The sequence below is a fragment of the Pseudomonas sp. NPDC089534 genome (assembly GCF_044749305.1).
GTDB classification, from domain to species: domain Bacteria; phylum Pseudomonadota; class Gammaproteobacteria; order Pseudomonadales; family Pseudomonadaceae; genus Aquipseudomonas; species Aquipseudomonas ekonensis.
This window is the reverse complement of sequence record NZ_JBIVHR010000028.1, coordinates 1-26,828: the sequence shown is the minus strand read 5'-3', so window position 1 is coordinate 26,828 and position 26,828 is coordinate 1. Positions and strand designations below refer to the sequence as shown.

25 protein-coding genes, 1 tRNA gene and 2 pseudogenes are annotated in these 26,828 nt (G+C 57.5%); 9 read left to right on the top strand and 19 right to left on the bottom strand.

Going from position 1 to position 26,828, the window contains the following annotated elements:
• Window positions 1-270 precede the first annotated feature (270 nt).
• Entirely contained in the window at window positions 271-1,725 is a 1,455-nt protein-coding gene (locus ACIP0B_RS11395; RefSeq protein WP_400831948.1) for a trypsin-like serine peptidase, read from the top strand.
• Window positions 1,726-1,943: 218 nt separating this feature from the next.
• Here ACIP0B_RS11395 and ACIP0B_RS11390 read toward each other — a convergent pair whose 3' ends face one another.
• The 4 genes from ACIP0B_RS11390 to ACIP0B_RS11375 all read right to left on the bottom strand — a co-directional run bounded on the left by ACIP0B_RS11390 (window position 1,944) and on the right by ACIP0B_RS11375 (window position 3,870).
• The gene (locus ACIP0B_RS11390) at window positions 1,944-2,228 is read right to left on the bottom strand and encodes a hypothetical protein (RefSeq protein ID WP_400831946.1); all 285 of its coding nucleotides are present in this window, start codon (window positions 2,226-2,228) and stop codon (window positions 1,944-1,946) included.
• A complete protein-coding gene (locus ACIP0B_RS11385; RefSeq protein ID WP_400831945.1) occupies window positions 2,225-3,211 on the bottom strand; it encodes a caspase domain-containing protein in 987 nt (328 codons plus the stop codon). The genes ACIP0B_RS11390 and ACIP0B_RS11385 overlap by 4 nt, the downstream gene beginning before the upstream one ends.
• Window positions 3,211-3,582 carry a TIR domain-containing protein gene (locus ACIP0B_RS11380; RefSeq protein ID WP_400831943.1) on the bottom strand — a complete coding sequence of 124 codons (372 nt, stop codon included), beginning with the start codon at window positions 3,580-3,582 and terminating at the stop codon, window positions 3,211-3,213. The genes ACIP0B_RS11385 and ACIP0B_RS11380 overlap by 1 nt, the downstream gene beginning before the upstream one ends.
• Before the next feature lie 90 nt (window positions 3,583-3,672).
• Window positions 3,673-3,870: a hypothetical protein gene (locus ACIP0B_RS11375; RefSeq protein ID WP_400831941.1), complete on the bottom strand. Its 198-nt coding sequence runs from the start codon at window positions 3,868-3,870 to the stop codon at window positions 3,673-3,675.
• 379 nt (window positions 3,871-4,249) lie between these two features.
• Between ACIP0B_RS11375 and ACIP0B_RS11370 the strand changes: the two genes are divergently transcribed.
• Window positions 4,250-4,996, top strand: coding sequence for a 3-oxoacyl-ACP reductase family protein (locus ACIP0B_RS11370; protein WP_400831940.1), 747 nt, complete (start codon window positions 4,250-4,252; stop codon window positions 4,994-4,996).
• Window positions 4,997-5,081: 85 nt separating this feature from the next.
• Here the strand turns inward: ACIP0B_RS11370 and ACIP0B_RS11365 are convergent, their stop codons facing one another.
• Window positions 5,082-5,777 (bottom strand): HAD-IA family hydrolase, encoded by a 696-nt coding sequence (locus ACIP0B_RS11365; protein WP_400831938.1) that lies wholly within the window; start codon window positions 5,775-5,777, stop codon window positions 5,082-5,084.
• A 248-nt stretch (window positions 5,778-6,025) separates the two neighbouring features.
• On the opposite strand from ACIP0B_RS11365, the gene ACIP0B_RS11360 reads away from it, so the two are divergent.
• Both ACIP0B_RS11360 and ACIP0B_RS11355 read left to right on the top strand, forming a co-directional pair.
• Complete coding sequence (locus tag ACIP0B_RS11360; RefSeq protein WP_400831936.1) at window positions 6,026-10,885, top strand: RHS repeat-associated core domain-containing protein; 4,860 nt, start codon at window positions 6,026-6,028, stop codon at window positions 10,883-10,885.
• A complete protein-coding gene (locus ACIP0B_RS11355) occupies window positions 10,882-11,274 on the top strand; it encodes a hypothetical protein (RefSeq protein ID WP_400831934.1) in 393 nt (130 codons plus the stop codon). The genes ACIP0B_RS11360 and ACIP0B_RS11355 overlap by 4 nt, the downstream gene beginning before the upstream one ends.
• A gap of 542 nt (window positions 11,275-11,816) precedes the next feature.
• Here the strand turns inward: ACIP0B_RS11355 and ACIP0B_RS11350 are convergent.
• The 4 genes from ACIP0B_RS11350 to ACIP0B_RS11335 all read right to left on the bottom strand — a co-directional run bounded on the left by ACIP0B_RS11350 (window position 11,817) and on the right by ACIP0B_RS11335 (window position 13,564).
• Window positions 11,817-11,996, bottom strand: a complete 180-nt coding sequence (locus tag ACIP0B_RS11350; RefSeq protein ID WP_400831933.1) for a hypothetical protein — start codon at window positions 11,994-11,996, stop codon at window positions 11,817-11,819.
• Between the two features lie 126 nt (window positions 11,997-12,122).
• Entirely contained in the window at window positions 12,123-12,539 is a 417-nt protein-coding gene (locus tag ACIP0B_RS11345) for a hypothetical protein (RefSeq protein ID WP_400831931.1), read from the bottom strand.
• A 147-nt stretch (window positions 12,540-12,686) separates the two neighbouring features.
• Entirely contained in the window at window positions 12,687-13,052 is a 366-nt protein-coding gene (locus tag ACIP0B_RS11340; RefSeq protein WP_085577627.1) for a glycine zipper domain-containing protein, read from the bottom strand.
• A gap of 323 nt (window positions 13,053-13,375) precedes the next feature.
• On the bottom strand, window positions 13,376-13,564 hold the full coding sequence (locus ACIP0B_RS11335) for a hypothetical protein (protein ID WP_400831930.1): 189 nt from the start codon (window positions 13,562-13,564) through the stop codon (window positions 13,376-13,378).
• A 239-nt stretch (window positions 13,565-13,803) separates the two neighbouring features.
• Here ACIP0B_RS11335 and ACIP0B_RS11330 point away from each other — a divergent pair, with 239 nt between their 5' ends.
• Window positions 13,804-14,160, top strand: coding sequence for a YceK/YidQ family lipoprotein (locus ACIP0B_RS11330; protein ID WP_400831929.1), 357 nt, complete (start codon window positions 13,804-13,806; stop codon window positions 14,158-14,160).
• Between the two features lie 6 nt (window positions 14,161-14,166).
• Here the strand turns inward: ACIP0B_RS11330 and ACIP0B_RS11325 are convergent, their stop codons facing one another.
• Window positions 14,167-14,487 (bottom strand): YbjQ family protein, encoded by a 321-nt coding sequence (locus ACIP0B_RS11325; RefSeq protein WP_400831927.1) that lies wholly within the window; start codon window positions 14,485-14,487, stop codon window positions 14,167-14,169.
• 1,399 nt (window positions 14,488-15,886) lie between these two features.
• On the opposite strand from ACIP0B_RS11325, the gene ACIP0B_RS11320 reads away from it, so the two are divergent.
• Entirely contained in the window at window positions 15,887-16,018 is a 132-nt protein-coding gene (locus ACIP0B_RS11320) for a phage antirepressor N-terminal domain-containing protein (protein ID WP_400831926.1), read from the top strand.
• A gap of 175 nt (window positions 16,019-16,193) precedes the next feature.
• Here ACIP0B_RS11320 and ACIP0B_RS11315 read toward each other — a convergent pair whose 3' ends face one another.
• The 7 genes and pseudogenes from ACIP0B_RS11315 to ACIP0B_RS11285 form a co-directional block, all read right to left on the bottom strand.
• Window positions 16,194-17,201, bottom strand: coding sequence for a DUF4435 domain-containing protein (locus tag ACIP0B_RS11315; protein ID WP_400831925.1), 1,008 nt, complete (start codon window positions 17,199-17,201; stop codon window positions 16,194-16,196).
• Window positions 17,152-18,705: an AAA family ATPase gene (locus tag ACIP0B_RS11310; RefSeq protein ID WP_400831923.1), complete on the bottom strand. Its 1,554-nt coding sequence runs from the start codon at window positions 18,703-18,705 to the stop codon at window positions 17,152-17,154. The genes ACIP0B_RS11315 and ACIP0B_RS11310 overlap by 50 nt, the downstream gene beginning before the upstream one ends.
• 241 nt (window positions 18,706-18,946) lie before the next feature.
• Window positions 18,947-19,918 (bottom strand): annotated as a pseudogene (locus ACIP0B_RS11305) (hypothetical protein).
• A pseudogene (locus tag ACIP0B_RS11300) lies at window positions 19,891-20,563 on the bottom strand (hypothetical protein). Before ACIP0B_RS11300 ends, ACIP0B_RS11305 begins: the two co-directional pseudogenes overlap by 28 nt.
• On the bottom strand, window positions 20,560-21,021 hold the full coding sequence (locus ACIP0B_RS11295) for a DNA-binding protein (RefSeq protein ID WP_400831922.1): 462 nt from the start codon (window positions 21,019-21,021) through the stop codon (window positions 20,560-20,562). Before ACIP0B_RS11295 ends, ACIP0B_RS11300 begins: the two are co-directional and overlap by 4 nt.
• Before the next feature lie 175 nt (window positions 21,022-21,196).
• Window positions 21,197-21,286 (bottom strand) — tRNA-Ser (locus tag ACIP0B_RS11290).
• Window positions 21,287-21,294: 8 nt separating this feature from the next.
• The gene (locus ACIP0B_RS11285; RefSeq protein WP_400831920.1) at window positions 21,295-21,519 is read right to left on the bottom strand and encodes a hypothetical protein; all 225 of its coding nucleotides are present in this window, start codon (window positions 21,517-21,519) and stop codon (window positions 21,295-21,297) included.
• Between the two features lie 65 nt (window positions 21,520-21,584).
• On the opposite strand from ACIP0B_RS11285, the gene ACIP0B_RS11280 reads away from it, so the two are divergent.
• The 3 genes from ACIP0B_RS11280 (at window position 21,585) to ACIP0B_RS11270 (ending at window position 24,326) form a co-directional block, all read left to right on the top strand.
• Entirely contained in the window at window positions 21,585-22,274 is a 690-nt protein-coding gene (locus tag ACIP0B_RS11280) for a crotonase/enoyl-CoA hydratase family protein (RefSeq protein WP_400831919.1), read from the top strand.
• Window positions 22,275-22,499: 225 nt separating this feature from the next.
• Window positions 22,500-23,222 (top strand): 1-acylglycerol-3-phosphate O-acyltransferase, encoded by a 723-nt coding sequence (locus tag ACIP0B_RS11275; protein WP_400831918.1) that lies wholly within the window; start codon window positions 22,500-22,502, stop codon window positions 23,220-23,222.
• A 132-nt stretch (window positions 23,223-23,354) separates the two neighbouring features.
• Entirely contained in the window at window positions 23,355-24,326 is a 972-nt protein-coding gene (locus ACIP0B_RS11270; RefSeq protein WP_085577634.1) for a magnesium and cobalt transport protein CorA, read from the top strand.
• 64 nt (window positions 24,327-24,390) lie between these two features.
• Here ACIP0B_RS11270 and ACIP0B_RS11265 read toward each other — a convergent pair whose 3' ends face one another.
• Window positions 24,391-25,113 (bottom strand): amidotransferase, encoded by a 723-nt coding sequence (locus ACIP0B_RS11265; protein WP_400831916.1) that lies wholly within the window; start codon window positions 25,111-25,113, stop codon window positions 24,391-24,393.
• 107 nt (window positions 25,114-25,220) lie between these two features.
• On the bottom strand, window positions 25,221-26,828 hold a 1,608-nt coding region (locus ACIP0B_RS11260), incomplete at its 5' end, for a 3-hydroxyacyl-CoA dehydrogenase family protein (protein ID WP_400831914.1).

The window sequence follows — 26,828 nt, the reverse complement described above, 5'->3', positions numbered from 1 at the left end:
GAAAACGTGCCACTATTATGCCGCCAGATCTGCAGGGCAGAAAAGGATGCTCTTAGCACGACGGACCAGATCGAAAGCAGCATCATGGATGCTGAAGTTGAAGTTGGAGCAAAACCGGGCAGAAAGCGATGTGCTGCTACGAGGTATTAAACGCTCGTCAATTGCAGTATAGATTTCCTTCCGTACACTTCGGCAGTGGGTTAATCATTTCCCTTCGTGCCCCATCAATTATTTAATTCAAATATTTATTGAGATGGATAGGAATTAGACATGAGCGAACAGCATTCATTTATGGTGACTGAAGACAATCCGTTATTGGCAGACTTGAAGTTGTCATGGGCTTCTATGATTTTTAGTTCTGATGATGGAATTGGCTCCATGCGTTCCTTGCATGAAGCCGGTGATTCATTGGTTGCAGTTGCCTACTTAGATGATTACGGCCCCTCATTCCTAGGAAGCGGTGTGATGGTTGCGCCGGGGTTGCTGTTGACTGCAACCCATGTACTTGATGAACTACGGGTTTTGGGAAAGCATCCGATATTCCTGACGTTCTTACCGACAGGAGCAAGGGGTTGGCTTGCTAAAGAAAGCCGGAATTCAATGCGCGAGAGTAAGTACGAGGAAGGCGAAGCAAACCCATCAGACCTAACTTTGGTGAGCTGCACGCTAAACTCAGACGCATTGGCTGACTACCCGATTAACCTTGGGACTTTAAGGGTTGGATTGCCACTCGTTGGCGAGCGTTTGTGGGCATTTGGATTTAGGCATGGCCTTGTTGAAGATGGTGTAGCCTCCGTGAGTCCGATGGTCTCGTCTGGGCTGGTAACTGCCGCGTTTCCTCAAGGACGTGGCGAGCGAATGCCTGCGCCATGTATCGAGGTAGAAATGGACACAATGGGGGGTATGAGCGGAGGCCCGGTTGTCGACTCGGATGGGAACGTCATTGGTGTGGTGTCATCTTCATTTGATGGTGGACCGTCTTACGTTACGCTTATTTGGGATGCTCTAAATTATCGAATTGGAGGGACAGTTCCAGCGCTAATGAAGTATCAAGATGTGAGTCTTTTAACTGCAAAGGCTATGGGGCTTTCTAGAATCAAAGGCAGTATCGAGCGCAAGCCCTGGGGTGATATCGTCCTCACGCTGTCTGAAGATGAGATGGAGCTCATGAAATTATCCTCGGACCCATCGACAATTAAAACATCCAATAAATTTCTAAAAGATGATCAATTAGAAGAATTCATTGATAAATGGGGCTACGATCTAGAGCATGCAGCATCTGAAGCTGCGATTGAATGTCTTGAGAGCGCATCTGACTCTCCCCTCCAAAGATTTTTGGGGGCAGTTGGGGTTCCGCTGGATTGTCTTAAAACCATCCAGAATTTTTCCGCTACCGACTTTGATGGGGTTGAAGATCCGGAGATATACTCAAGCGAGCAATTAAATGATGAAAATATCAAGCTCGGCTATTATTTTGAGCTGCTGAGCGTAGTTTGGGGGATCCAGGTATCAGAAGAAGACTACCATGCTCACAGAATGGACTTCGATAGCCACTTTTATAATAAAGAGCTGAAAGATGGAATGGCGCATATGGAGGCTTTCCAACGATGCCTTTTTAAAGCTGATGTGATTTTCAACCCAGAAACAGAAGAATTTACTGATATAAAGTTCGTCTGGATGGGTATTCGGATACCAAACAAGAGAGTACAAAAGAATGCTCAATGATTGAACACCCGAATACCTCTGAGTCTGAGCTGGCTTTCATTTCTCAAAAGCTGATATGTGATTACGGAGCAACGGCCTACTGATGTTCCCTTCAGAATATAAATGGCAAGGAGCGAGTCGCTGCTTCTGGCCGCTTTCGGCCCTTGATGACCGTCAGCAATGGGTTGATGACTGCCTCAGACTGGATAGACACCAATGCGGGTGTGTAAGCTCTTACCTCATATATCCGTCAAAGTCTTCAATATGAGGGGTAGGTATTTTTGTACTTGCTCACGATCACCGTCTTTCTCTTTCTCGGTTAAATCGGCGTAGTCAGTCGTCATTTGACGCTCCCACCATTCTACTAGGTCGGGTGGGATAAGCAAGCTTCCATCTGTCTGACGTACGCCCTTGCTATGCATATACCGCTGCCAATGGGACCACCGGTCATGCTCGATGACCGCCAGTTGCTCAAAGATGCCTTCAAGGGCAACCTTAACACTCTCACGTTCCGCATCTTTCATATCAGGCCTTTCGCGGCTAATCGCCTGTAATGCTCCCCTAGCGCAGTTAAGCGAATGGTCTTTGATTCCATTGCTGCGTGCCACATGTGTGGAGCTCCTTCAGGTACCAACAGTCCGACCCGGTTGTATTTCTGGAGCACTAAGAAGATTGCATTCCGGTCAGGATCAGGAGCAGGAACTCCTTGAGGATCTTGTGCCCAGGACTCATGACGCTCAGGCTCATAAGTCGGATCGAGTTGAAACTGAAACCCAGCTGCTGGGAAAAACTCGGATATCCGTCTCAGATCGGCAAGCTCCAGCAGCGGCCGGACTTTACGCAGCGAGACGAAGCGGTCAACATTAGTCTTGAACACAGGCCGCTGCCCCCATGATCCAAGGGACTGGTCAACGTGCGCGTAGACGCTACCGGGGGTGACTTCACCTACGAGATTGGCAGCAGCCCCTCCGAGGGCATCAACGAACAGAGTGGTAAAAATCCCCGCACCGTTCTCTTCAGACGCATACTGCTCATCGGTCGACGCTGTGAGAATAGTTACGCCGTCGCTGATTTCAGCCACCTTCTGTTGAAGGGCGCTGCCCCCGGCTACGCCGCTGTGGCAGCTATCAAGCACAATGACGCGGTTGGCAAACCGGGACTTGTTCGCCATGGTCATGATTTCGGTTAGAGGAATGCCATCGTTGCCCGTTTTGACGTCTGAAGAGCACAGATAGCCCCCGGTTGCTTCGATGTGACCATGGCCGGCAAAGTAGAGCAGCGCAACTTCACCGTCACCTGCGAAAAGCTCCTCGATCGCGCGTCTGAGCTCTTCGCGTGAAACCAAATCTGCTGGCCCCGTACCAGTGATATGGCGTACTCCGAAGTTCACCGAGCCGTCGGCGTGTCTATCCAGCATGGATTTAACGGCAAAAGAGTCGTTTACGCATCCGTAAAGCGGCGATACCGCTTCGTAAGCGTCGATGCCTACCACCAGTGCCCGGCGCATCAGAGGCTATCGATCCAGTTGGCGATGTTGTCCCACGTCCAGAGCATTGTGGTTACACCCGCGATGGCAGTGCGGTCGTCCTTGTACGCCCAAATCCCTTTAACGGGCTTGCCCTCCTCCTTAGCGCATTGGATTTCCCACTTCTGACCTGTCGACGACGGCGAGTTTTTGCTAACAATAATGAGAACGCCATCTGATCGTAGAATGCGTGTGCGGACCTTTTTCTTCCACTCTTCGTCATAGGCCTCTTTAACCGACATATCGACATACTCGAAGGGGCTATTCGTGTGCAGCGACTGTCCCTTGATCATATCTCGGATGCGAGCATCCTCAATTGCAAACGCCACGAAAACGACTTTCTTGTCAGTCATTGGTAAAGTCCATATGAGTGGATTGAATGTTATTAAAAACTATCAGGACTGCTCAAAAATGATGCCCGCTTTATCTGCCCATTGCATAGGTCACATCGCCCATTCGTTGCCTTCTCCCACGACCTGGTGAGACTCGCTGATCACGATGAGCGACTTGCCCCGATGTGCCAAGCAAAAGCTAGATACAAGGTCTACGTCGACACCGGCTTTGGATGTTGTGTCGCCAAGCGTGCCAATCCAAACATAACGGTGGGTTTCGAGACAGGCCAAGTAGTAGCCGGTGGACATAGCACTGCTCCATAGAGGAAATTGGGGGCCCCCAAGCGTTCTGGAGTTATAGAAGACAGACGCAAGCAATGCAAAAAAACGTCAGAAAACTCCTGCCTAACGTAGTCGCTGGTGCGCTCAACGGAAAGCCGTACATCCGACAGGCGTGTTCGCAAAACGGAGGTCATGCAGCTCGTAATGGACTCATAAAAAACAAAAAAAGTTACTATCTGTAAATATATGAATAGTCTTATAAATACTGAATTTAACTGTTAATAAGGCTCCATAAGTTGTGGTTTACACAGACTATAGCAACCATGGTCTACCCTGCTCTGGGCGCGAAGCCGATACTCGGCTCCAACAACAAGGCATCCCGCCTTGAATTTTCCGGAGATCGAACATGACCACTCAAACCCTCAGCGGCAAAGTCGCTCTGATTCAAGGCGGATCCCGCGGCATCGGCGCCGCCATCGTCAAACGCCTGGCCGCCGAAGGCGCCGCCGTGGCCTTCACCTACGTCAGCTCCGCCGCCAAGGCCGAAGAGCTGCAGAACAGCATCACCGCCACCGGCGGCAAGGCCCTGGCGATCAAGGCCGACAGCGCCGACGCCGGCGCCATCCGCCACGCCGTGAGCGCCACCGTCGAAACCTTTGGCCGCCTCGACATCCTGGTCAACAACGCCGGCGTCCTCGCGGTCGCCCCGCTGGAAGACTTCAAACTGGAAGACTTCGACCAGACCCTGGCCATCAACGTGCGCAGCGTGTTCATCGCCACCCAGGAAGCGGCCCGGCACATGGGCGAAGGCGCCCGCGTCATCAACATCGGCAGCACCAACGCCGACCGCATGCCCTTCGCCGGCGGCGGCGTGTACGCCATGAGCAAATCCGCGCTGGTGGGCCTGACCAAAGGCCTGGCACGGGATCTGGGCCCCCGCGGCATCACCGTCAACAACGTGCAGCCGGGCCCGGTGGACACCGACATGAACCCGGCCCACGGCGACTTCGCCGACAGCCTGATCCCGCTGATGGCCGTCGGCCGTTACGGCACCGCCGACGAGATCGCCAGTTTCGTCGCCTACCTCGCAGGTCCCGAAGCCGGTTACATCACCGGGGCCAGCCTGACCATCGACGGCGGTTTCGGCGCCTGATCCGCCCCGGCTGCGCAAAACGAAAAACGCCGCCCCTCCTGGCCAGGAGAGGCGGCGTTTTTTGTGCTCGGACTTTACGGGCCGGTCAGGCCCAGTCCAGCGCCGGCAAACCGCAGGCGCCCGGGGTGAACGCTTTCAACGAGCGGAGAATCCCGTCGGCATGGGCGTATTTCTCATCGGCCATGGCCGCATCGGGAATCGCGATGGCGGTCATGCCGGCCGCCTTCGCCGCCGTCACGCCGAACGGCGAGTCCTCGAACACCAGGCAGTCCTCGGGCGCCACGCCCAGGCGTCGGGCCGCGGTGAGGAAAATGTCCGGCGCAGGTTTGGCCGCACCGACCTCCGGATCGTCGGCGGTGACGATGAAGTCGAACAGCGCGAACCAGTCGCGGTGCAAGGTGGTTTTCTGGCCGAACGACTGGCGCGAGGAACTGGTGCCCACCGCGATCGGCACATCGTGCGCCTTGAGGTGGCGGATCAGTTCCTCGGCGCCCGGCATGGCCTGGGCGGTCGGGAAACGCTCGCGCATCAGCGGCTCGCGGATGACCAGGAACTCTTCGGCGGTGATCGGCAGATCCAGCGCTTGCACCACATACCGCGCCAGATCCTCGGCGCCGCGGCCGATGATGTTCTGCTTGACGCTCCAGTCGAAGGTGCGCCCGTAACGCCCGGCGATGATGGACGTGACCTCGGTGTAGATGCCCTCGGTGTCCAGCAGCAAACCGTCCATATCGAAAATCACGGCCTTGACCGGGCCGAACGCCTTCATCGGTGCATTCATCACAGGATCCGTTACCAAAGACATCCCAGGCGGCTCGAACGGGCCGCTGCTCGGATCGGATTAAAGGGTTCAGCAGCATAACGAGGGCGGCGCAGATTGGGCAACGGGCAATCGCCTCGACGGCTTGCACACGCTTCCGATCATTTAAGGAATTGCCCTACAAGCAATGCCTCCTTTCCCGGCTTACTCCCCCATGGATCCAAAGCAAAGTTGCGCGCCTATCCACTGATCTGCGCGAGTGACTGCCCATGCTTCCATCCGACCGCCTCCTGGCCCTGAACAACAGCATCGGCCTGCTGGTGGTCGCCGCCCTGAATCCCGACCGGCCCGACTTCGAAACGCTGATCGCCGAGTTCCGCCTGTGCCTCAACGATTACGACGCCTGGGCCCAGCAGTTCTGGGACAGCGCCGCGCTGGATGTCGAGCAAGTGTTCAAGGTCGGCAACGACGTGCGCCTCAGCGCACCGGTCAGCCCTGTCAAACCCATCAGCACATCGATGGCCATGTGCCCGGCGACAGGCCCGCTGACCCTGGTTCATCTGTTTGAGGCCGCACGCTTCGTACCGATCGGCGACACGCCGGTCATGCTTGAGCCGGTCATCGCCGACGAAGGCGGAACCCTGACGCTCGGCGAGCCGATACACCGCACCATCGGCCCGAGCGGCATTCTGGAAGTCGACGACTGCGAACGGGGCCAGCGTTATCGCATCACCTTCTTTCCCGATGTTTCCCCTGCCCACGTCAAGGCGCTGCACGCCTCCTATCAGGACATCGTCAATGGCCTGGAAAGCTGGCTGCGCGAAGAATGGGCCGGGTTTCAGCCCCTGTGGGCGGAGTTTTCCGACGCCGGGTTCCGTGAACGGTACGGTCAACTGCAACGGGCGGACTGGCTTGGCTTCGAGCGCGCCTTGCAGGGCGTCTGGGACGATGTCAAGCAAGTCTTCGGCCTGCTCGCCGACCTGCAGGCCAACAGCGAAAGGCTCCTGCAATACCTGACCGACGTCGAGCTGGAAGCCCTGCTGAAGGCCTCCTCCGAAGCCATTGCCAACGGCTTGCTGCTTCTTGGCGACGAGCCCTTGCTGTTCATCCACCTCGCCGCCTTCACCAGTTGGCTGAAGATGCTGCCGCCGCAGCACCTGGCCGAAGTGGTGGCCGAGGTTCGGGCCGAGCTGCTGGTCGGTTTCCTGCTGACGAGCGTATCCGGCGGCGCAGGAATCCCGCTGCGGTTGAGCGGCAAGGTGCTGGACAAGGTCAAGTCGCCCCGGGCTCGGCAATGGCTGGCGGCTGCGGCCCTGCGCCTGTCCGAGCACGCGTCCGCCCCTGACCTGACCCGGCACGCGAACGTGCTGAAACCCTTGATGGTCAATGCACGGCAGGCGCCGTTGAAGCCGACGCCTGCCATACCGCTGGAAATCCGCACCGCCGACTCAGTGATCCTGAAGGTGCCCAATCCGGCGACGGTGGCCCGCGACAAGCCCCGTGACATGACGCTGCTGGAACGACACGCCCCCCACCACGACGCCCCGGACCAGGCGAAGAACCCCAACGGCGACAGCGCCGACTGCGCCGCCCGCACCTGCACCAACGGCTGCCCGGTGTCGATGGTCACCGGCGAGGAACTGCTCACCCTCACCGACGGCAGCCTCGACGGCCTGCTGCCGTTCACGTTCACCCGGCTCTACCGCACCAGCGCCGTCGAGGTCGACCTTGGCCTCGGGTTCGGCTGGAGCCATTCCCTGGCCCACCGGCTGGAGCCCGACGGCGACGGGATCGCCTGGATCGACCACGAGAACCGCCGCACCCGCTTCCCCCTGCCGGACCGCGAGCGCCCGGCGATCCACAACAGCCTGTCGCGGGCGGCGATCTACCTCGGCGACGACCCGGAGGAACTGATCATCGCACCGGCGGGCGAAACGGTGCGGTTCCACCACTTCCGGGACGGGGGCCTGACCGCCATCAGCGATGCCTACGGCAACCGGCTGAACGTGCAGCGCGACATTTCAGGGCGGATCCGGCGCCTCGACAACGGCGCCGGTCGCTCCCTGCTGCTGCGCTACGAGCGCCGACACCTGGCGGCCCTCGAGTACCAGGTGTTCCGCGACGACGCCTGGCACACCGGGCAGACCCTCGCCAGCTACCGCTACGACGCCCGTCACCGCCTGACCGAAGCCACCAACGCCGCCGGCGAGAGCGAACGCTACGACTACGACGACGCCCACGTCATCCTCCAGCGCCAGTTGGCCGGCGGTGCCAGCTTCTATTGGGCCTGGGAGCGGGCCGGCAAAGCCGCGCGCTGCGTGCGCCACTGGGCCTCGTTCGCGCAGATGGACACCCGCTACGCCTGGGACGACGCCGGCCAGGTGACGGTGCGCTACGCCGATGGCCGCGAGGAAACCTACGCCCACGACGGGCAGGCGCGGCTGGTGCGCCAGGTCGCGGCGGACGGCGGCGAGCGGTTGATGGCCTACGACGACGCGGGCCGGCTGACCGCCGAGCGGGATCCGCTGGGCGCCGTCACCGAATACCGCTACGACGACGCTGGCCGGTTGGTGGCGCTGATTCCGCCCCAGGATGCGCCGACCTCCTACGAGTACCGCGACGGTTTCCTGCACAGAAAACGTCGGGGCGATGCGGTATGGACCTACCGGCGCAACGCCCAGGGCGACGTCACCGAGGCGGTCGATCCCGACGGCCAGGTCACCCACTGCCACTACGACCTGCAGGGCCGGCTGCAGTCGGTTCGCTATCCGGACAACGGCCGCCACACCTTCACTTGGAACGACCTCGGCCAACTGCTGGAGGAGACCCTGCCCGGCGGTGGCGTCCGGCAGTACGCCTACGATGCCTTGGGGCGACAGGTCAGCACCCGGAACGAGCATGGCGCCGTCACCCGTCGGCAATGGGATCCAGTGGGCAGGCTGGTGCAGGTCACCCACCCCGACGGCGCGAGCCGCGACTACAGCTACAGCGCCTACGGCCAGGTCACCGCCGAACGCGACGAACTGGGCCGCATCACCCGCTACGAGTATGACGACGACCTGCACCGGGTCAGCCGACGGATCAACCCCGACGGCACGCGGGTGCAGTACCGCTACGACCATGCGCAACTGCTGCTGACGGAGATCGAGAACGAGTCCGGCGAAAAGTATTCGCTGGACTACACGCCCACCGGGCTGATCAGCCAGGAGATCGGCTTCGACGGCCGACGCACCGGTTACGCCTACGACCGCAACGGCCATCTGCTGGAGAAGACCGAGTTCGGCGACGACAGCTCCACGCTCGTCACCCTTTACCAGCGGGACGCGACCGGGCGCCTGCTGCGCAAGACCCTGCCCGACGGGGCGGAAGTCAGCTACCGCTACGACCTGCTCGGCCGGCTGGTCGGAGTGGACGACGGCCAGGACCATCCGCTGGCGTTCGAGTACGACACCCAGGATCGCCTGACCGTCGAGCACCAGGGCTGGGGCACGCTGCGCTACGTCTACGACGCCTGTGGCCGGCTCACGCGCATGCGCCTGCCGGACAACAGCAAGCTCGATTACCACCATGCCAAGGGCGGTGCGCTGACGGGGATCGACCTCAACGGTGCGCCCCTGACCCGACATGTCTATCGTTCAGGCCGCGAACAGCAACGCCAGCAAGGCTTGCTCCTGAGCGAATACGTCTACGACGAACAGGGCCGGCTGAAGGCCCATGCCATCGGTCAACAGCACCATCCGCTGTACCGGCGCGACTATGCCTACAGCGCCAACGGCAATCTCGACCACATCGCCGACACGCGCCACGGCCAACGCAGCTACCAGTACGACGCCCTCGACCGGCTGATCCGTGTGCGCCACTCCCGGGACGAGGCGCCGGAGCGCTACGCCCACGATCCGGCCGGCAACCTGCTGATGCAGAACCGGCCCGGTCCCGCGAGCATCAAGGGCAACCGCCTGCTCAGCGATGGCGATCGACTCTACGACTACGATGCGTTCGGCAACCTGATCCGCGAGCGGCACGGCCAGGGACTGCCGCTCGTCACCCTGTACCGCTACGACAGCCAACACCGCCTGATCGGCCTCACCCGCCCCGACGGCCAAACCGCCAGCTACCGCTACGACGCCTTCGGCCGGCGCATCGCCAAGACCGTCGACGGCCAGACCACCGAGTTCTTCTGGCAGGGCGACACCCTCGTCGCCGAAAGCGGCCCGGCGCACCACCGCAGCTACGTCTACGAACCCGGCAGCTTCCGCCCGCTGGCACTGCTCGACGGCCCCGGCCCGAAAAGGGCCTGCCCGTTCTACTACCAACTCGACCACCTCGGCACCCCGCAGGAACTCACCGACTACAGCGGCGAAATCGTCTGGTCGGCGAAATACGACGCTTACGGCAAAGTCACCCGCCTGAGCCACGGCGCCGGCGAACGACTCGACCAACCACTGCGCTTCCAAGGACAGTACTTCGACGCAGAAAGCGGGCTGCACTACAACCGCCACCGGTACTACGACCCGGAGACCGGGCGCTACCTGACGCCGGATCCGGTGAAGCTGGCGGGTGGGTTGAATCAGTACCGATATGTGCCGAATCCGACGGGGTGGGTGGATCCGTTGGGGTTGAGTGATTGTCCGGGTGGAGCCGGTTGCAACCCACTACCAGCGCACCAGCGTCCCCCCGAACAGCAGAGCCTCAGCGACGAAAGAGCTCCTGCACTCCCACAACCCCCAAAACAGCAAGAGTATTTGTATCGTGGAGATAGAAGGCCACCTGAGGACGTATTCTTGAACGGATTTAAAAGCAAAGGAGACAGCAACGACCTGCTATTGCATTCTTTAGATAGCGATTTTCCTCCTAGCAACTTCATTAGCACTTCCCCTTCAAGAGAGATAGGAAAGGCATTCGCCACAAGCTACAACACTAAAATTGGCTACCTTTATACCCTCAAAAGAATTCCGGGCTACGATCTAAAGAAAGAACTTGGCGCCGCATACAAATTCAGCAAGGAACAAGAAATTGCAATACCGGAAAAAATCAGTCCAGAAGACATTTTGGGAGCAACCCTGATAATTGATGACGGCAAGGAGTTCGGCTACTCGACACCAAACCCATTTAGGAAAATCAATAAATGATCAGCACAACAGAAATCACCATAATAGCAAACAACAAAAAGCAAAGCGCCGAACTAATTTGCAATGATGAAGACATCTCAATAACACTAAAACTAAAACAAAAAGAAAAAACCTATAAAGGCAGCGATTTCTACAAGTGCTTTGGGATACTACGCAGCGACAACAAACATATTCAGTTTCTTTGCAAAGGTTCAAAAATCAATGTTCACCCATCAAGCATGTCCTCACAGATGTCTCTTGGCTTAAACGCATATGAACTGTCGCCAGGTAAAGAGCCAAGCTTGGATGATCTTGTTTTCATATTTGATTACGAAGATAAAGACCTCACAAACGACCCCACAGCGCAACGCGATTTTTACTACAACTGGCTAACTAGCGAGCAACCATAAAACACCATGAAAAATATCAACGTCACTTTAAAGATTGCAGGCATCACTGAGAACGCCACATTCCAAATCCGCCGAAGAGAATCTCTTACTCTTATTAGAAACAACGGATCTAGAAAAAAGTATATTGGAGACGACCTTTTCCTATGCTTAGCAGAGGCTCGACGCGACCATCCTGAGATTGAATTTCTGTGCAAAGGAGCGAAGCGCAACGTCTTCCCGTCACGAATGAGCTCTCAAATGAGCGGAGGAATTATCGCATATGAGTTAACATCTGGAACTGTAGCAAACCTTGAGGACACCGTGAACATATTCGATTTCGATGACAAAAATATCTGCCGCGACCTGTCAGAACAACAAGAGTACTACAAGAACTGGCTCATCTCTCTTGGACACGACCCTGACAATAGACTACTACAGACATACTAATACAACACAAAAACAAACAATCATCTCAAACCAACTTTAAACACCTAACAAGTTCATTCGATAAAAATCTTTATACATCCCTCAAGCCTCGAGATAGATGCCTAGAAAATCCCGAACTAGTCCCCCCACTCGTCCTCATACACCTCTTCATCCACAACATCCATCACATGCCCCTCCTCCCAAAGCGGCACCAACACATCATCCATCAACGACCCCGGATCCTCATTCCCCGGATCGTTGATGAGTGACAAATCATCATCCTCTAACCCTGCCCTGCCATCTCGTTCGGCATCCACGGCACACCTCACCCTATTCAGCCACGCATGAAATTCGAAGGTCTCTGCAGCCTCATATTCCTCCCGCTTCCCCGCAGAAGCAAAAAACCCGGCATCTCGCCGGGTTTTCGCTGACACGGCACAGGGTCACCAGTGCCGGTTTTTGTGTTTGTGCTTATGGCCACCGCCAGAGTGGGACTTGCCACCGTCGTCGCCCAGGCTGCTGCCCACTGCGCCACCGGCCGCCCCGCCGAGGCCGGCGCCGATGGCGGATCCGGTCGAGCCGCCGAGGCTGTTGCCGATGACCGAACCGCCGGCCGAGCCCAGGCCGCCGCCAATCGCCGCTTCGGTACGGCTACCCTTGCGTGCGCCGACCGCGCTGCCCGCCGCGCCACCGACGCCGGCGCCCACCGCCGCTCCGGTGCTGCCGCCGAGCTGGCCGCCGACCACGTTGCCCAGCACACCACCGAGGCCGCCCCCCACCGCTGCCGAACCATCGCCCGCCGCCATGGCGCCCTGAGCCACCAACAATCCAAAAACCAGTGCGGATAATGTCAAACGCATACACACCTCACAGTTCCCGAAACGGGACGGTACGCCCGATAGTGATCGAATGAAGGGCCGTATGAAGTTGGAGGCATGTTCGGGCAAAACGTTCAGGCACAAAAAGGCCCGGCATCGAGCCGGGCCTTTTGATCACGGCAATCCGGATCAGTGACGCTTGTGCTTGGACAGGTTGCTGCCCACTGCGCCACCGGCTGCGCCGCCCAGGCCAGCGCCGATGGTCGCGCCGTTCTTGCCGCCCAGGCTGTTGCCGATCACCGAACCGCCGGCAGCGCCGATGCCGCCGCCGATGGCTGCCTTGGTACGGCTGCCCTTGCCCGCCGCCATGGCGCTGCCGGCCGCGCCCGCTACGCCGGCGCCGATCGCGGCACCAGTGCTGCCGCCCATCTTCTGGCCGACCACGTTGCCCAGCGCGCCACCCAGGCCACCGCCCAGTGCAGCGGTGCCGTCGCCGGCCATTGCACCTTGAGCGACCAGAAGCCCCAGAACCAGAGCAGGCAGTGTTAAACGCATGACGAAAACCTCAACAATTAGGGATAACGAAAGGGCGGAGATTGAATGCCGACGCAGCGCGAAAGTCCAGACAAAATCCGACGACAAGGCGCTCTTCGCGCCGATTGGACAACCATTTCGGAAAAGGTTTTACGCCGGACAAAAAAAAGCCCGCTGGGGAGACGGGCTGGAGACTTGCTTTCTAACGGATGGCTTCACCCTACGTCGGCAGCTGTGAAAAGTTTGTGAAAACTGTCAGGCGAATCGCCATGCCATGTAGGGCATTTCAACAATCAACATCAGACAAAAAACCCCGCTCATCGACGGGGTTTCTCTGCAAAGGATCACTTCCTGGAACGTGTCGTCACCCTGGGCAAAAACTTGGTTTTCGGCCCCTTGGGCGCAATCGACTTGATCTTGTCGGTCTGCACCGGATCTTCGCCAAAACCGGCCTGATACTCCGTCTGGCCGCAGCGCACGCAATTGTTGAACGGAAACTCGGCACCGTCATCTTCGATATACGGATCTGTCATCTCATCGCCCCTTTCAAAAGCGGGGTCGATACCGGCAAGCCCTTTTGCCTGAAAAAATATCGACCTCCAAGGTTTCTGAGACTAGCCGGTCATTCCTGGACTTGCGGTTCAGCTCGGCCCGAACCGACGAATGGCCTACACAATTTAAACAACCCCTCCCCTCACCAGGCCGACGGATTCGCCTACGGATAGGCTAACCTGCTGCCTTGAGCAGGATCACCCTACACAGGATCGTAGAAATGGCACTGTCGGCAAAGCATTCAGCGTTGTGGTTGATGGCATTCGCCCTGGGAGGCTGCGGCACGGTCAGCAGCGTCTATCAGGACGATGCGGTGGCGGGCAACGATCTAAAGGCGCGTCAGACCTACTGCGATTCGATTTCCCGGATCTACAGCGGGATCGGCTACGACTTCTGCACACTGCATGCGCCGGCGCTGCCGCAAAAGGGCTTCAAGGGCCAACCCGGAGTTGCGCTGGTCCTGCTCGACATGGCGGCCTCCGGCATCTCCGACACCCTGATATTGCCTTACACCGCTTACCAGCAGGTCAAGCACGGCAACATCGAAATCTACCAATCCCAAAGCTCGGACCGGTAGCCGGGATCAGCGCAGCCTGACCGCCGTGCCGGTGGCGAACACCACGACCATCCCGCCCTTGCCCGCCGGCATGCTGATCTCGAAATCGAGCCCGACGACCGCATCGGCCTGCAGGGCCCTGGCGCGCTCCTTGATCTCGTCGGTCGCCTGAATCCGTGCCTCCTTCAGGGCGCGCTCCAGCGTCTGCGAACGTCCACCGAAAAAGTCGCGCATCCCGGCGAACAGGTCGCGGATCACATTGACCCCCTGAACGGATTCGGCGCTGACGACATCGAGATAGGCAACGATCTGCCGCCCTTCGATGGAGTGGGTCGTGGTGGTGATCATGGAAGGCAATCCTTGTGCGAAAAAAGTGAATCGAGCCTGAACGAGCTTACCTGCAACACCGATCGATGAGAGGCGGAACTGAAACGGAATTTTTCAGGCTCCATTTTCAGGCTCCAGAAACTGCAAAACCCCTGGCTTCTTTCGAAACCAGGGGTTTTGTTTACATCGAATTTGGCGGTGAAGGAGAGATTCGAAACTACCCGTTTGCGTTTTTCGGAGCACACCCCCCGGTTTACAAGGGCTGCTGAGGAGCGAGCCTCGCAAGCTCAGTCCCATGCCAGTCCCATGGGTTTTGCGCGCCAGGCTGAAAAACAGGGTCGCGAAGGCCATCCCGACGTTTCATGTTGACCCACGGGAAAAAGGTAATTTTGGTAATACGGCGTGAGGCCACCTCTGGAGGCCTTGAAAAACGAGGCGTTCAGAGAACTTCGCTGAGGTAATAATTTGGTAAGCAAAAGGTTAGGAAATTACCTTTCACATGGGTAATACGTCACATCAGCGAGCCCCAGTAAAATAGGGCTGCTGAGAAAAAATTACCTCATCCCTTACCTAAAATTACCCCCTGAGGTAATGCCTGGAAGCCAGGAGCCACGAGGGCTGTAGCCCATTTTTGCTCCTCGCTTACCAAAATTACCTTTTTCCCAGCCCACCTCTGAAAAATGGCCCAAGCGACAGCCCTTTCCGACGCTTTTCGCATCATGCAAATGGTACTGATTGCCAGGGGACTCTTGGTAACGTGATGCAATGCCGCAAAACACCGGAGAGCCAAGCACACTGGGCCCTACAGCCGCTTTGCAAGCGGACTCGGCTGTGCCGGATAGCCGTTGGTGTGAACAGGTCCGAAAAAGAAAATACCCTGTGCAGCAGGTTTTCCGGACCGTACCCCCTGCCCGCCGGGCGTTTCACTCTCCAGACGAGCTCGCCGCCGCTCCATAACGCTGTGCAGGGCCCCTGCACCTTTTTCAGTGTGCAATCACAACAACGCCCACAGCCCCCGCAGCAGGCTTGGACGGGGCCGGTGCTTGCACCGCTCTGACCTTTGCAAAAAAAACGGATGCATAGCCCGCCGGCGGGAGGGGGATAAGTGCTTTTTCGATGGATTTTTTCGAGGCTGGACGTTTTTCACCAATGCCTTCGGAACATCAGGTACGAACGGCCACGGGCGGACATGAACCTCGTGCCGTTGCAAGTCAGTGGTAGATGTCGCCGCGCCGAGGAAGCTTAAGGAATAGAAAATGCAGAACCAACTGAAGGCCGGTTAATTTTATGAAGATACTGTAGTGTTTCGTAGGCTAGGACGATGAACCTCATGTATCCATGAAGGCGATCGTTGAAAATATAGGCTCCACTTAACAGGTGCAACATTACAATTAAGCAAGCGATTCGATTATCACCGATAATGGTGACAACTGGGGGAGATGGCAAACAGTACGCGATGACTTGTCTTCCCCTGCGCCAACTGCCAGCCTGGTTCTGTTCCATCAGTACTAATAAGGTGAAACCGGACCTACAGGGCAAGATCATTCGCTAACAAGAAGAATGCGATGACGAATTATGGATTGATTTAACTAAGTAAACCGGCATTCTTTTCTCTGTTTCTCCAACACTCCAACACTCCAACACTCCAACACTCCAACACTCCAAGAAGAACAAAAAAGCCTATCGATAAAAAACGACAGACTTTTATTTTTAATACAATTTTACTACTATGCGTGGATGCTAGCTGCAACTTGACCAGGCCCACACTTCAGATTACCAGGTATTCGAGCCAGAAAAGAATCCAAACCTTCCGGAAGCGAAGAACGTGAGGCTAAGCTACCTATGGAGAAAGAGCTTGCTCCAACTTTCGTAACTTTTGGCAGCGAACCCATCAACTTCCTCTCTTGCCGTAATCGCTCAACTGAAAGAAGCTCTAGCCATTTAGAGAAAAACAAAAGAAGAAATTTTCCTCGCATTCTATGCGGTGACTCTAGTTGATCAAATTCCGCCCTCAGCTTTTCAGCTTCTTCGGTTGTAATGCTTCGTTTTAGCTCGAGAAGTGATGCACACGGTGGATCTGCGGGTGCCATTCCATCTAAGCTCAGCGACGCGATTTTTGACATTTTCTTGGGCATTGAATCAACATCAATTCTGAGTTTCCTGGCGCAAAAAATAATAAAATTTATATCTTTGACCACACTTTGGAAGTCTATATATGCTTTAGCAAAATGCGCGATAACACTCGCGCGCACTTCCGGCTGAGCATGACAATGAAGCTCATCCTTCAGAATCTCATCTAAAACCTTCTCACACACCACGTAGTTTTCGACTGCGTAACGCTCCGTCATAAATATATTAGGATGCGTTTCGCGCCCCTTTAAATCATCAAAATCTCTGTCTACAAAAACATAGATATCGTTTATTAAATCATCTTTATCTCTGATCAGCGAATCCCAAAGCTTTAGGGCTTGATCTTTACCATTGGCTGGCAATGGTTCATATACCAAATTTGGAGCGATTCTCCTTATCCATTGCGAATACGTAGCTTTGTCATCCGGCCCTTCGAAAACAAAAATTGGTACAGTAGCCAATTGTGATCGAATCGAAAGAATAGAAATCTTCAAAACAGACGATACCTGACGTGCCTGTTTCATCGACTCCAGTTCTTTATCTATTACAGGCAACTCAGAAAAGACTGTCATTATTTTCTTCTTCCATGAAGTTTTCATTTCCATCGAGCGCCTGCTGCTGAGCTAGCGCGGCCTCATTGATTGACGACTTCAGAGACTTAGCAAACGGTTCCAACTCATTATCAAAAATGAACGGTGAGTGAGTAATAGCCACTATCTGAACACAGTTAGGTGCCTTCAAAATATCTTTAAGAATTTCTCTCTGCCAGCCTATAGACAAAGAAAGTTCGGGCTCATCAATCAGCACTAACTTATTTTTCTCATATAGAAACATTTTTGCAAACAACGAAATCATCTGCTTCTCCCCTGATGAGAGAGCATTCAATTTGATTTTCCTTCTAAGGGGCAGACTCTCAACATGAACAGTTAGATTGCGACGATTGAGGCACAGAACCTTTCCATCTACCCGCCTATCAATGAAAGCCTCACTAGAAGTTTCAGTGCTCGGATCCTGACTAGAAAGATACTTGTTACAACTATCAATAAACGCCTCGACAATTCCCTCAATTTTTCTGGTCGACTGAATAGTGGCGTTTAGCTTACCCAAAAAATAGAAAAGAAATTTATTCGACTCAGTATCGGCCTGCCTATTGTAGACCTTGTCAATATCGGGAATAGATACATCTCCATATGGACCAATCCTATTCCTTACGTCTTTCAATCGCGAAAAAAATAACTGCAACTCATCCCTTTCAGGAAGATGCTCTGTATTTGTTGAGTGCCGTTCAAAACTGCCATCCAACAAATCATTAATGATATTCGCACTAATCTCTCTATAGCTGGCATTTGATTCCATTAGCATGGACTGATTCAACTCACGCAACCGCTCTGATATATCTCCGAGACCAAACTGAATATTTCCCGAAAAAAGTCCTCTTTCAGGTATACGAATATTTGGCTTTGGTCGCCGAGGACTTTGTCCTTCCACATCATCATCATATATCGGAAGTTCAATTCTGCGGTACGTCGGCAGATAAATTATGTCTACGTTTTTAAAAGTTTCAGTCAACACCGTCCATAATTTGCTTAAATTTGGCGTGGAACAATAATAACTTTCTCGAATTTTTTGACAAAACTCTACGGCATCTCGAGATGAATAATTACTAGCTCGAACTATCGAACTAAAAAGCTTACTGGAAGAATCATAAACTGCCGCAAAACTCCCGGAAGAATACTCACCCTCCAAGAAATTAAATAGCTCTACTTCCTCAACGCCTAGTTTCCGAGCACCTGCAATAAGCTCAGCACGTACAGATGCGTTTACAAAATCATTTAAATCGGCCCTGGTCAATTCTAGAGGCTCAGCAAATGTACTGAGTTTGCAGACTATCTTGTCAAATACTAGATCATTGAGCCTTACGAATTGTCGGCGAAGAAATGCGTCCATTGCGGATAGAAGAGTCGTTTTTCCTGATCCATTTTTCGCAATGAGAATAGTCGCAGCGTAGCTAGACGACATCCCAATACTTCGATAACCATATAAACCATGAATCTCAAAACTTTCAACTAAAGATGGTTTCCCACCAAGCTCTGACCGGCCAATGTCCATTTCCATATCCTTATTGAAGTTGATTCGCGGTAATTTTGTATGTTCAAACGTGCAGATTCATTGGCTAAAAATGAAACCTGACTCTTATCCGCTAGAGAATATCAGCGGTGATGGCATGCCGCCATGGGAGCGTTATCACCTACCCTTCGCAGCGGAAAAACGCTTGGCAAATCTGGAGCAGAGACGAGAAGCATTTAGAACAAGCCCATTTGACTCGGTCCGAAATCAAAAAATATCAATTTTAGGATGTCACGGTCTTCAACGTGGCTCCGAGCCTCATCGCTCGCGAAGCTTGATCCGTGAATGTCGAAGCATTAGAGGGCGCAGGGGTTGGGCCATGCGTATGCAACGCAAGCTCAGAATTCATAGCTCGCAGAAGGTCAAGCGTGTGACACACTATCTGGAAGAGATTCACATCCGTAGATCCGATCCAGTTCTTCGGTGACTCCAGGCGTTGGCTAATAGCAGCTACACTCATGCGCAAGCCCTCAATCCGTTCCTGCATGTCGCCACCTACCGTGGCGTTGTGCTTCTGCCCCACAACTAAATTCAGATCTCGCCCAGTCGCTTGGTGCAGATCGTCCACCGCCGCCAAGCTGGCCGACCCGCCCGACAGCAATTTGACTGCGCCCAGCGCCTCGATCTTTTTCACACCTCCCACCGTCTCGGTCGAATGATCATCAACCGCCCGTGTGTGGCTCTGGAACTGCTCGCGGTTGTCCAGGGCTTCAACCTCGCGCTCGATCGCTTGATCCCGGATCTTTCCGTCCGTCTGGCGCAGCCAGTTGCCGTCGGCATCGACGCGCTGCTGGGCGGCGCCGCTGTGCTGCCAGACCTGGTCGCCTTTCGGCACCTTCGGCATGCTCTACCCATGGGGCAGTATCGAGTGGATGTAGGGCTTGTTCGGCAGGCCGTAGACGAAGCACACCACCACCCGCGTGCCCTCCTCCGGGAAGGCGTAGACGCCCATTTCCTCGCCGCCGGTCGGCAACGGCAAGGGGACAACGGTGAGCGGCGGCAGGGCCGGATCCAGCTGGTCGTCCGGGCCCAGGACGACGATATCCACGGCGTAGCGCGGGCGGTAGTCGTCGCAGATGCCGGCATCCGCCGGCGCATCGGCCACGGCGGTGACCTGGGCGAAGCGCGGCAGGTGGTAACCGCCGGTGAGTTCGGGGAGTTGGCGCTCTACTGAGCGGCGGAAAGCGTCTTCCATCGGATGGCCATCTGGTCGTTGTCGAGCGCCACGCTTGTGATGCGCTCGCCGTTGTTGATCGTTGCGCCTGGCCGAAGCCCGGGAAAGGCCGCGACCATCGCGCTTTGGTTGCCCTGGTAGCCGTCGAACAGCTCCGTGGGGATCTGCAGCGGCACCCGTGCGCCGAAGAAGCTGTCGGCCCAACTGCCGGCGAACACCTCGCCGTTGCCCGCCTGGTGCCAGGTGAAGTCGGGGATGCTGAACACCCGGGCATGGCTGTCCATCGCCTGGTAGCCGGCGGCGAGGCTGTAGAAGTACGGCGCCTTCACGCTGGCATAGGGCCGGTCCGGCACGCGGAAGCGCAGTCCGGTCTGCTCGCTGATGGCGGCCAGCACGGCACGCAGATCGACGTGACGCAGGTTCAGCGGCAGCGGGTTGGCCAGCACTGCGGCCAGCTCGCGGCAGAACAGCACCTGCTCTACCGCATTAGTCGCGGTGCAGCGGACCGTCGTTGTACCCGATGTCCAGCGTCACCAGGCCTTTCAGCGCAACGGCGGACTGCACGGTGAAGTTCGCCCGGCCGGGGCTGGTGGCGTCCAGCCGGACGTCCTCCTTGACCAGGGCCACCCGCGATCCGTTGACGGCCAGCACCTTGTGCAGCTTCATGCCTTCTCACTCCCGCCCAGCCACCTATCCACACGGCCCAGCACCTTTTCAAAGCCGCTCAGCTCGGGCTTGTCGCCCGAAGCGCTGCCGCCTTCGCCGACCGCGCAGCCCGGCGCGCCCTGGGCGTTCACCTTGTTGTCGGCGCGGCGCTCTTCGACCTTCTCCGGATTCGACTCGCGCTCGCTCAGCGTGAATTGCACCAGCCAGGCTTTCAGGTTGTCCGCCTCGCGGGCGCTGACGCCCTCGGAGAACTCCACCTGGCGCACGCCGAAGGCCTCGGCGGTGTCGTTGACGACGCGGTACAGGTGGAGCTGGCCACCGCCGGCCGTGGCTTCGGCCAGGCGCATGAGGTCGATCAGTTGCGTTTGATCGACAAACGGAATCGTCAGCGACACTGCCAAGGTCTTGGGCTTGAAGCCCTTATGCGCCTTGTCGGTGCTGCTGGCCTGCCTCGACATGTCGCCGCTCTCAGGGGAATCGAATCATCACCAACGGCGCGCTCGCAGCATCCATTTTTCGCACCAGAACAGTGCGCCAGTCCCATATCAGTCCCATATGGCCATTTTTAGAACGCCAAAAACCACAAACCCCTGACCTTCTCTAGGAAAATCAGGGGTTTGCGGTTCTATAATTTGGCGGTGAAGGAGAGATTCGAACTCTCGATACAGTTTCCTGTATACACACTTTCCAGGCGTGCTCCTTAAGCCACTCGGACACTTCACCGTATCTCGTCATTCGCGTTGCGTCTGTCGAGGCGCGCTAATGTAGTCGAAAGCTTTTCCGATGGCAAAGGTTTTTTTCAGAATTTTCATGCGGTTAAGGCATTTACCTGTTTCTGCGGGTTCCCGGCCATGGCAAACCGGCCATTCTCCGGTCGGCGCAAGGCCGTCTTCAGCAGCGCGAATGCCTTCCATACGGCTCAGCAACTGGATGGCGGTGACCGGCGGGTCAGTCACGGCGCTTTACCTGACCTACGTCGCTGGGTAACGTCTGCCCCATCTTTCTTACAAGGAATAGCGTCATGAGCGACCTGATTGCCTACCACCTCGAAGACGGCATCGCGACCCTGACCCTCAGCAACGGCAAGGTCAATGCCATTTCCCCGGACGTGATCGCCGCGTTCAACGCAGCGTTGGACCGGGCGGTGACCGACCGTGCCGTGGTGATCATCACCGGTCAGCCGGGCATCCTGTCGGGCGGGTATGACTTGAAGGTGATGACGGCCGGCCCTAAAGAGGCGGTGTCGCTGGTGACCGCCGGTTCGACCCTGGCCCGCCGCCTGCTGTCGCACCCGTTCCCGGTGATCGTCGCCTGTCCTGGCCATGCGGTCGCCAAGGGCGCGTTCATTCTGCTGTCCGCCGACTACCGCATCGGCGTCGACGGCCCGTTCAGCATCGGCCTGAACGAGGTGCAGATCGGCATGACCATGCACCACGCCGGCATCGAGCTGGCCCGTGACCGCCTGCGCCGCTCGGCCTTCCACCGCTCGGTGATCAACGGTGAGATGTTCGATCCGCAATCCGCCGTGGACGCCGGCTTCCTGGATAAGGTGGTGTCGGCCGAAGAACTGCAAGGCGCCGCCCTCGCCGCCGCACGTCAATTGAAGAAGATCAACATGACCGCGCACAAGAACACCAAGCTCAAGGTGCGCAAGGCTCTGCTGGAAACCCTGGACAACGCGATCATTCAGGATCAGGAGCATCTGGGATAGGCCCCCTGCCCCGCCATCCCGCAACAAACAGAGAGCCCGGCCGTCGCGTCGGGCTTTTTCTTACATGAGCATTTGAATCCTCCGACAACGCTCTAGATCGCATCTGACCAACGAGTCGGAAACATGCGCTTAAACATCGCCTATCTCCGGACTCTTGAGCGGCAATTGCCGAAAACAGTGCACATCCGTACACTGCGCCACCTTTTTGTCCCGGTGGGCGTGAAAATGCTGTTTGCGTTACGTATGTTGTTGATGGGGCTGCACTTTATTCTTGCCGGCGTGCTGGGTGTGATCCTCGGCCTGTGCCGGCCGTTCAATCCGGACAACAGCCGCCTGTGCGCCCGTCTCTACGCATTGCCGGCCATGTGCATCCTGCGCCTGAAGGTCAGGGCCGAGGTCGGCGGACTGATGGACAAGCCAGCGAGCTGCGTGATCATCGCCAACCATCAGTCCAACTACGATCTGTTCGTGTTCGGCAACGTGGTGCCTTACCGCACCGTGTGCATCGGCAAGAAGAGCCTGAAATGGGTGCCCCTGTTCGGCCAGTTGTTCTGGCTGGCCGGCAACGTGTTGATCGACCGTGGGAACGCGCACAAGGCGCGCAAGTCGATGCTGACCACCACCCATACCCTGCAGCATGAGGACACCTCGATCTGGGTGTTCCCGGAAGGCACCCGCAACCTGGGCAAGGAACTGCTGCCGTTCAAGAAAGGCGCGTTCCAGATGGCGATCGCCGCCGGCGTGCCGATCGTTCCGGTGTGCGTCAGCAATTACATCAACCACATGCGTCTGAACCGCTGGCGCAGCGGCAACGTGCTCATTCGCTCGTTGCCGGCGATTCCTACGGCAGGGTTGACGATGGACGACATGCCCCGGCTCATGGCCCAGTGCCAGGAGCAGATGCGCGAATGCATCGACGCGATGGATCGGCAACTGCAGGCCGCCTGAAGATGAAACCCGCCCCGTGCGGGTTTTCTTTTGCCGGTGAACGATGCAGATTGCACGGACTCTCATGCGGCCACACGGCTAAGCTGAAGCCTGAGACTCCTGTCATCTGCCAAGAAGAAGTGAATCACCACCATGGGTCGAGTTGTCGCTGCTGCGGTTTACAGTGCCGGTAAGAAAGTCACCAATATCACCCTCGACGAGGGCGCGGCCTGGGCCGCGAAAACCGGGCACTTCGTCTGGATCGGGCTGGAAGAGCCGAACGCCCAGGAGCTGGCCAACCTGCAACGCCAGTTCAACCTGCACGAACTGGCCATCGAAGACGCCCTGGAAAAACACAGCCGACCGAAGCTGGAAACCTTCGGCGACGCGCTGTTCATCGTCACCTACTCGCCGGTGCGCCAGCACGGCATCCTGCAATTCATCGAAACCCATATCTTTGCCGGCAAGGGCTACATCATCACCGCCCGCAACGGCCACTCGGCGTCCTACGCCCATGTCCGCCAACGTTGTGAGGCGCGTCCGCTGCTGCTTGAGCACGGGGAAGATTTCGTACTGTATGCAATCCTGGACTTCGTGATCGAAAACTATCAGCCGGTGGGCGAAGCGATCCATGCCGAAATCGACGAGCTGGAGCGCAACGTGCTGTGCAGCGCCCTGAACGAACATGACATCCAGAAGCTTCATGGCCTGCGTCGGGACGTCCTGCGCCTGCGGCGCTATGCGGCGCCCATGGTGGAGATCGGCGAGGAACTGCAGAAGCTGAGCTTCCCGTTCATCGACAAGAACATGCGTCCCTACTTCCGGGATGTGCAGATCCACGTGACGCGGCAGATGGAAGACCTGACGACCCTGGCGGACATCGCCAGCCAGACCATCGAGATCGGTGTGTTGCTGGAAGCGTCACGCCAGAGCGTGGTGCAGCGCAAGTTCGCGGCGTGGGCGGCGATCCTGGCATTCCCCACGGCGGTGGCCGGGATCTACGGGATGAACTTCCAGAACATGCCGGAGCTGAGTTGGCACTACGGCTATTTCGGCGTGCTGGGGTTCATCACGGTGGGCTGCGTGGGATTGTGGGCGAGCTTCAAGAAGTCGGGGTGGCTGTAGGGAACCCATGGCTGGGGCCGCTTCGCGGCCCGGCGGGAGCAAGCTCCCTCGCCACAGGGGCAGGTCAGGCCGTTTCCGGCTTGTGCGCCACAAAGCGCATCATCCACTCCGCCACCGTGGTGCCATGGTGCTGGTGTTCGAGGCTGGCCACGCCCTTGCTGTAGACCTGTTCGCCCAGGGCTTCCTGGCGCAGGTCCAGCAGCGCCCGCGAATAGTCGTGAATGAATTCCGGATGGCCCTGGAAGCACAGCACCTGATCGTTGATGTGGTACGCCGCGAACGGGCAGAAGTCGCTGGAGGCGATCACCGTGGCGTTCTCCGGCAAGGCGGTGACTTGGTCCTGGTGGCTGATCAGCAGCGTCAGCTCTTCCCGCACCGGGCTCATCCACGGTGCCTTGGCGGCCATCTTGTAGTTGTGGATGCCGACGCCCCAGCCCTGGGTGGCGCGCTCGCTCTTGCCGCCCAGCAGCAGCGCCAGCAGCTGATGGCCGAAGCACACGCCGAGCAGCTTGTCACCGCGCTCGTAGCGGGTCAGCAGGTATTGCTTGAGGGTCTGGATCCACGGGTCGGTGCCGAACGAATCGGCCTTGCTGCCGGTGACCAGGTACGCATCGAAGATCAGGTCGTCACTCGGGTAATCGCCCTGCATCACGTTGTAGACGGTGAACTCGGCGGCGATCGGCTGCTGCGAGAACAGGCGCTGGAACATCTGCCCGTAACCCTGATATTGATCGACCAGCTCCGGACGCAGGATGTCGGTTTCCAGAATGCAGATGCGTAGCGACATAAAAAATACCTGACACGTGATGGGAATAATGCACACCCCAGAGCCTGCCTCGAAACCACCCGGCAAGGCAAGCCCCGGAATGCGCCCGATCCCCTGTCAGGGCGCCGTCAGAACAGTTCCCCCTTCGCCGCCTTCTCCAGCAACAGGGCCGGCGGCGCGAAACGCTCGCCGTACTGTTCGGCCAGGTACTGCGCCCGGGCCACGAAGTCCTGCACGCCGTACTGGTTGATGAACTGCAAGGCCCCGCCGGTCCAAGGCGCGAAACCGATGCCGAAGATCGAGCCGACGTTGGCGTCGGCCGTGGACATCAACACGCCCTCCTCCACGCAGCGGACCGTTTCCAGGGCCTGCACGAACAGCAGCCGGTCGCGCACATCCTTCGGCGAGATCTGCCCATCGGGCTTTTCGAAACGGGTCTTCAGCTCAGGCCAGAGGTGTTTCTGGCCGCCGGCCGGATAGTCATAGAAACCGCCTCCCGCCGCCTTGCCCGGCCGCTTGAATTCGTTGAGCAGCAAGTCAATCACGGCGAACGCCGGGTGCTCAATCAGCGGTTTCCCTTCCGCTTGCAGGTCTTTGGCCGTTTGCAGACGGATATGGCTCATCAGGCTGAGGGAAACTTCGTCGGAGATCGCCAGCGGCCCCACCGGCATCCCGGCCTTGCGCGCTTCGGTTTCGATCATCGGCGCGCTGATGCCTTCGCCGAGCATGGCGATGCCTTCGTTGGTGAAGGTGCCGAACACCCGCGAGGTGAAGAAACCGCGGCTGTCGTTGACGACAATCGGGGTCTTCTTGATTTGCAGGACGAAGTCGAAGCCGCGGGCCAGGGTCTCGTCGCGGGTGTGCGCACCCTTGATGATTTCCACCAGCGGCATCTTGTCCACAGGGCTGAAGAAATGCAGTCCGATGAACTTGCCCGGATCCGGCACCGCCGTCGCCAGGCCGGTGATCGGCAACGTGGAAGTGTTGGACGCGATCACCGCGTCGGCGCCGACCACCTGTTGCGCGGCCGACGACACCTTGGCCTTGAGTTCCCGATCCTCGAACACCGCCTCGATGATCAGGTCGCAGCCGGCCAGGTCGGCATCGCTTTCGGTGGGACGGATCCGCGCCAGCACCGCGTCGCGCTGCTCGGCGCTCAGGTGGCCGCGGGCGACTTTCTTGTCCAGCAACGCCGCCGAATGGGCCTTGCCCTTCTCGGCCGCGGCGAGGTTCACGTCCTTGAGCACCACCTCGATGCCCGCCGCCGCGCTGACGTAGGCGATCCCCGCCCCCATCATCCCGGCCCCGAGCACGCCCACCCGTCGCGTCACATAGGGCGCATGCCCCTGCGGGCGCGAACCGCCGGCATTGATTTCATTGAGCTGGAACCAGAACGTGCCGATCAGGTTCTTCGCGACCTGGCCGGTGGTCAGTTCGGTGAAGTAGCGGGTCTCGATCAGGTGCGCGGTATCGAAGTCCACCTGCGCGCCTTCCACCGCCGCGCAGAGGATCTTCTCCGGCGCAGGCAAGGTGCCTTGGGTTTTCGTGCGCAGGATCGACGGCGCGATGGCCAGCATCTGCGCGACTTTCGGGTTCGACGGTGTACCGCCGGGAATCTGGTAGCCCTTCACGTCCCAACGCTGCACCGCGTTCGGGTTGGCCAGGATCCAGGCCCGGGCCTTGGCCAGCAGTTCGTCGCGGTCTACCGCCAGTTCGTCGACCAGGCCGGCCTGCAA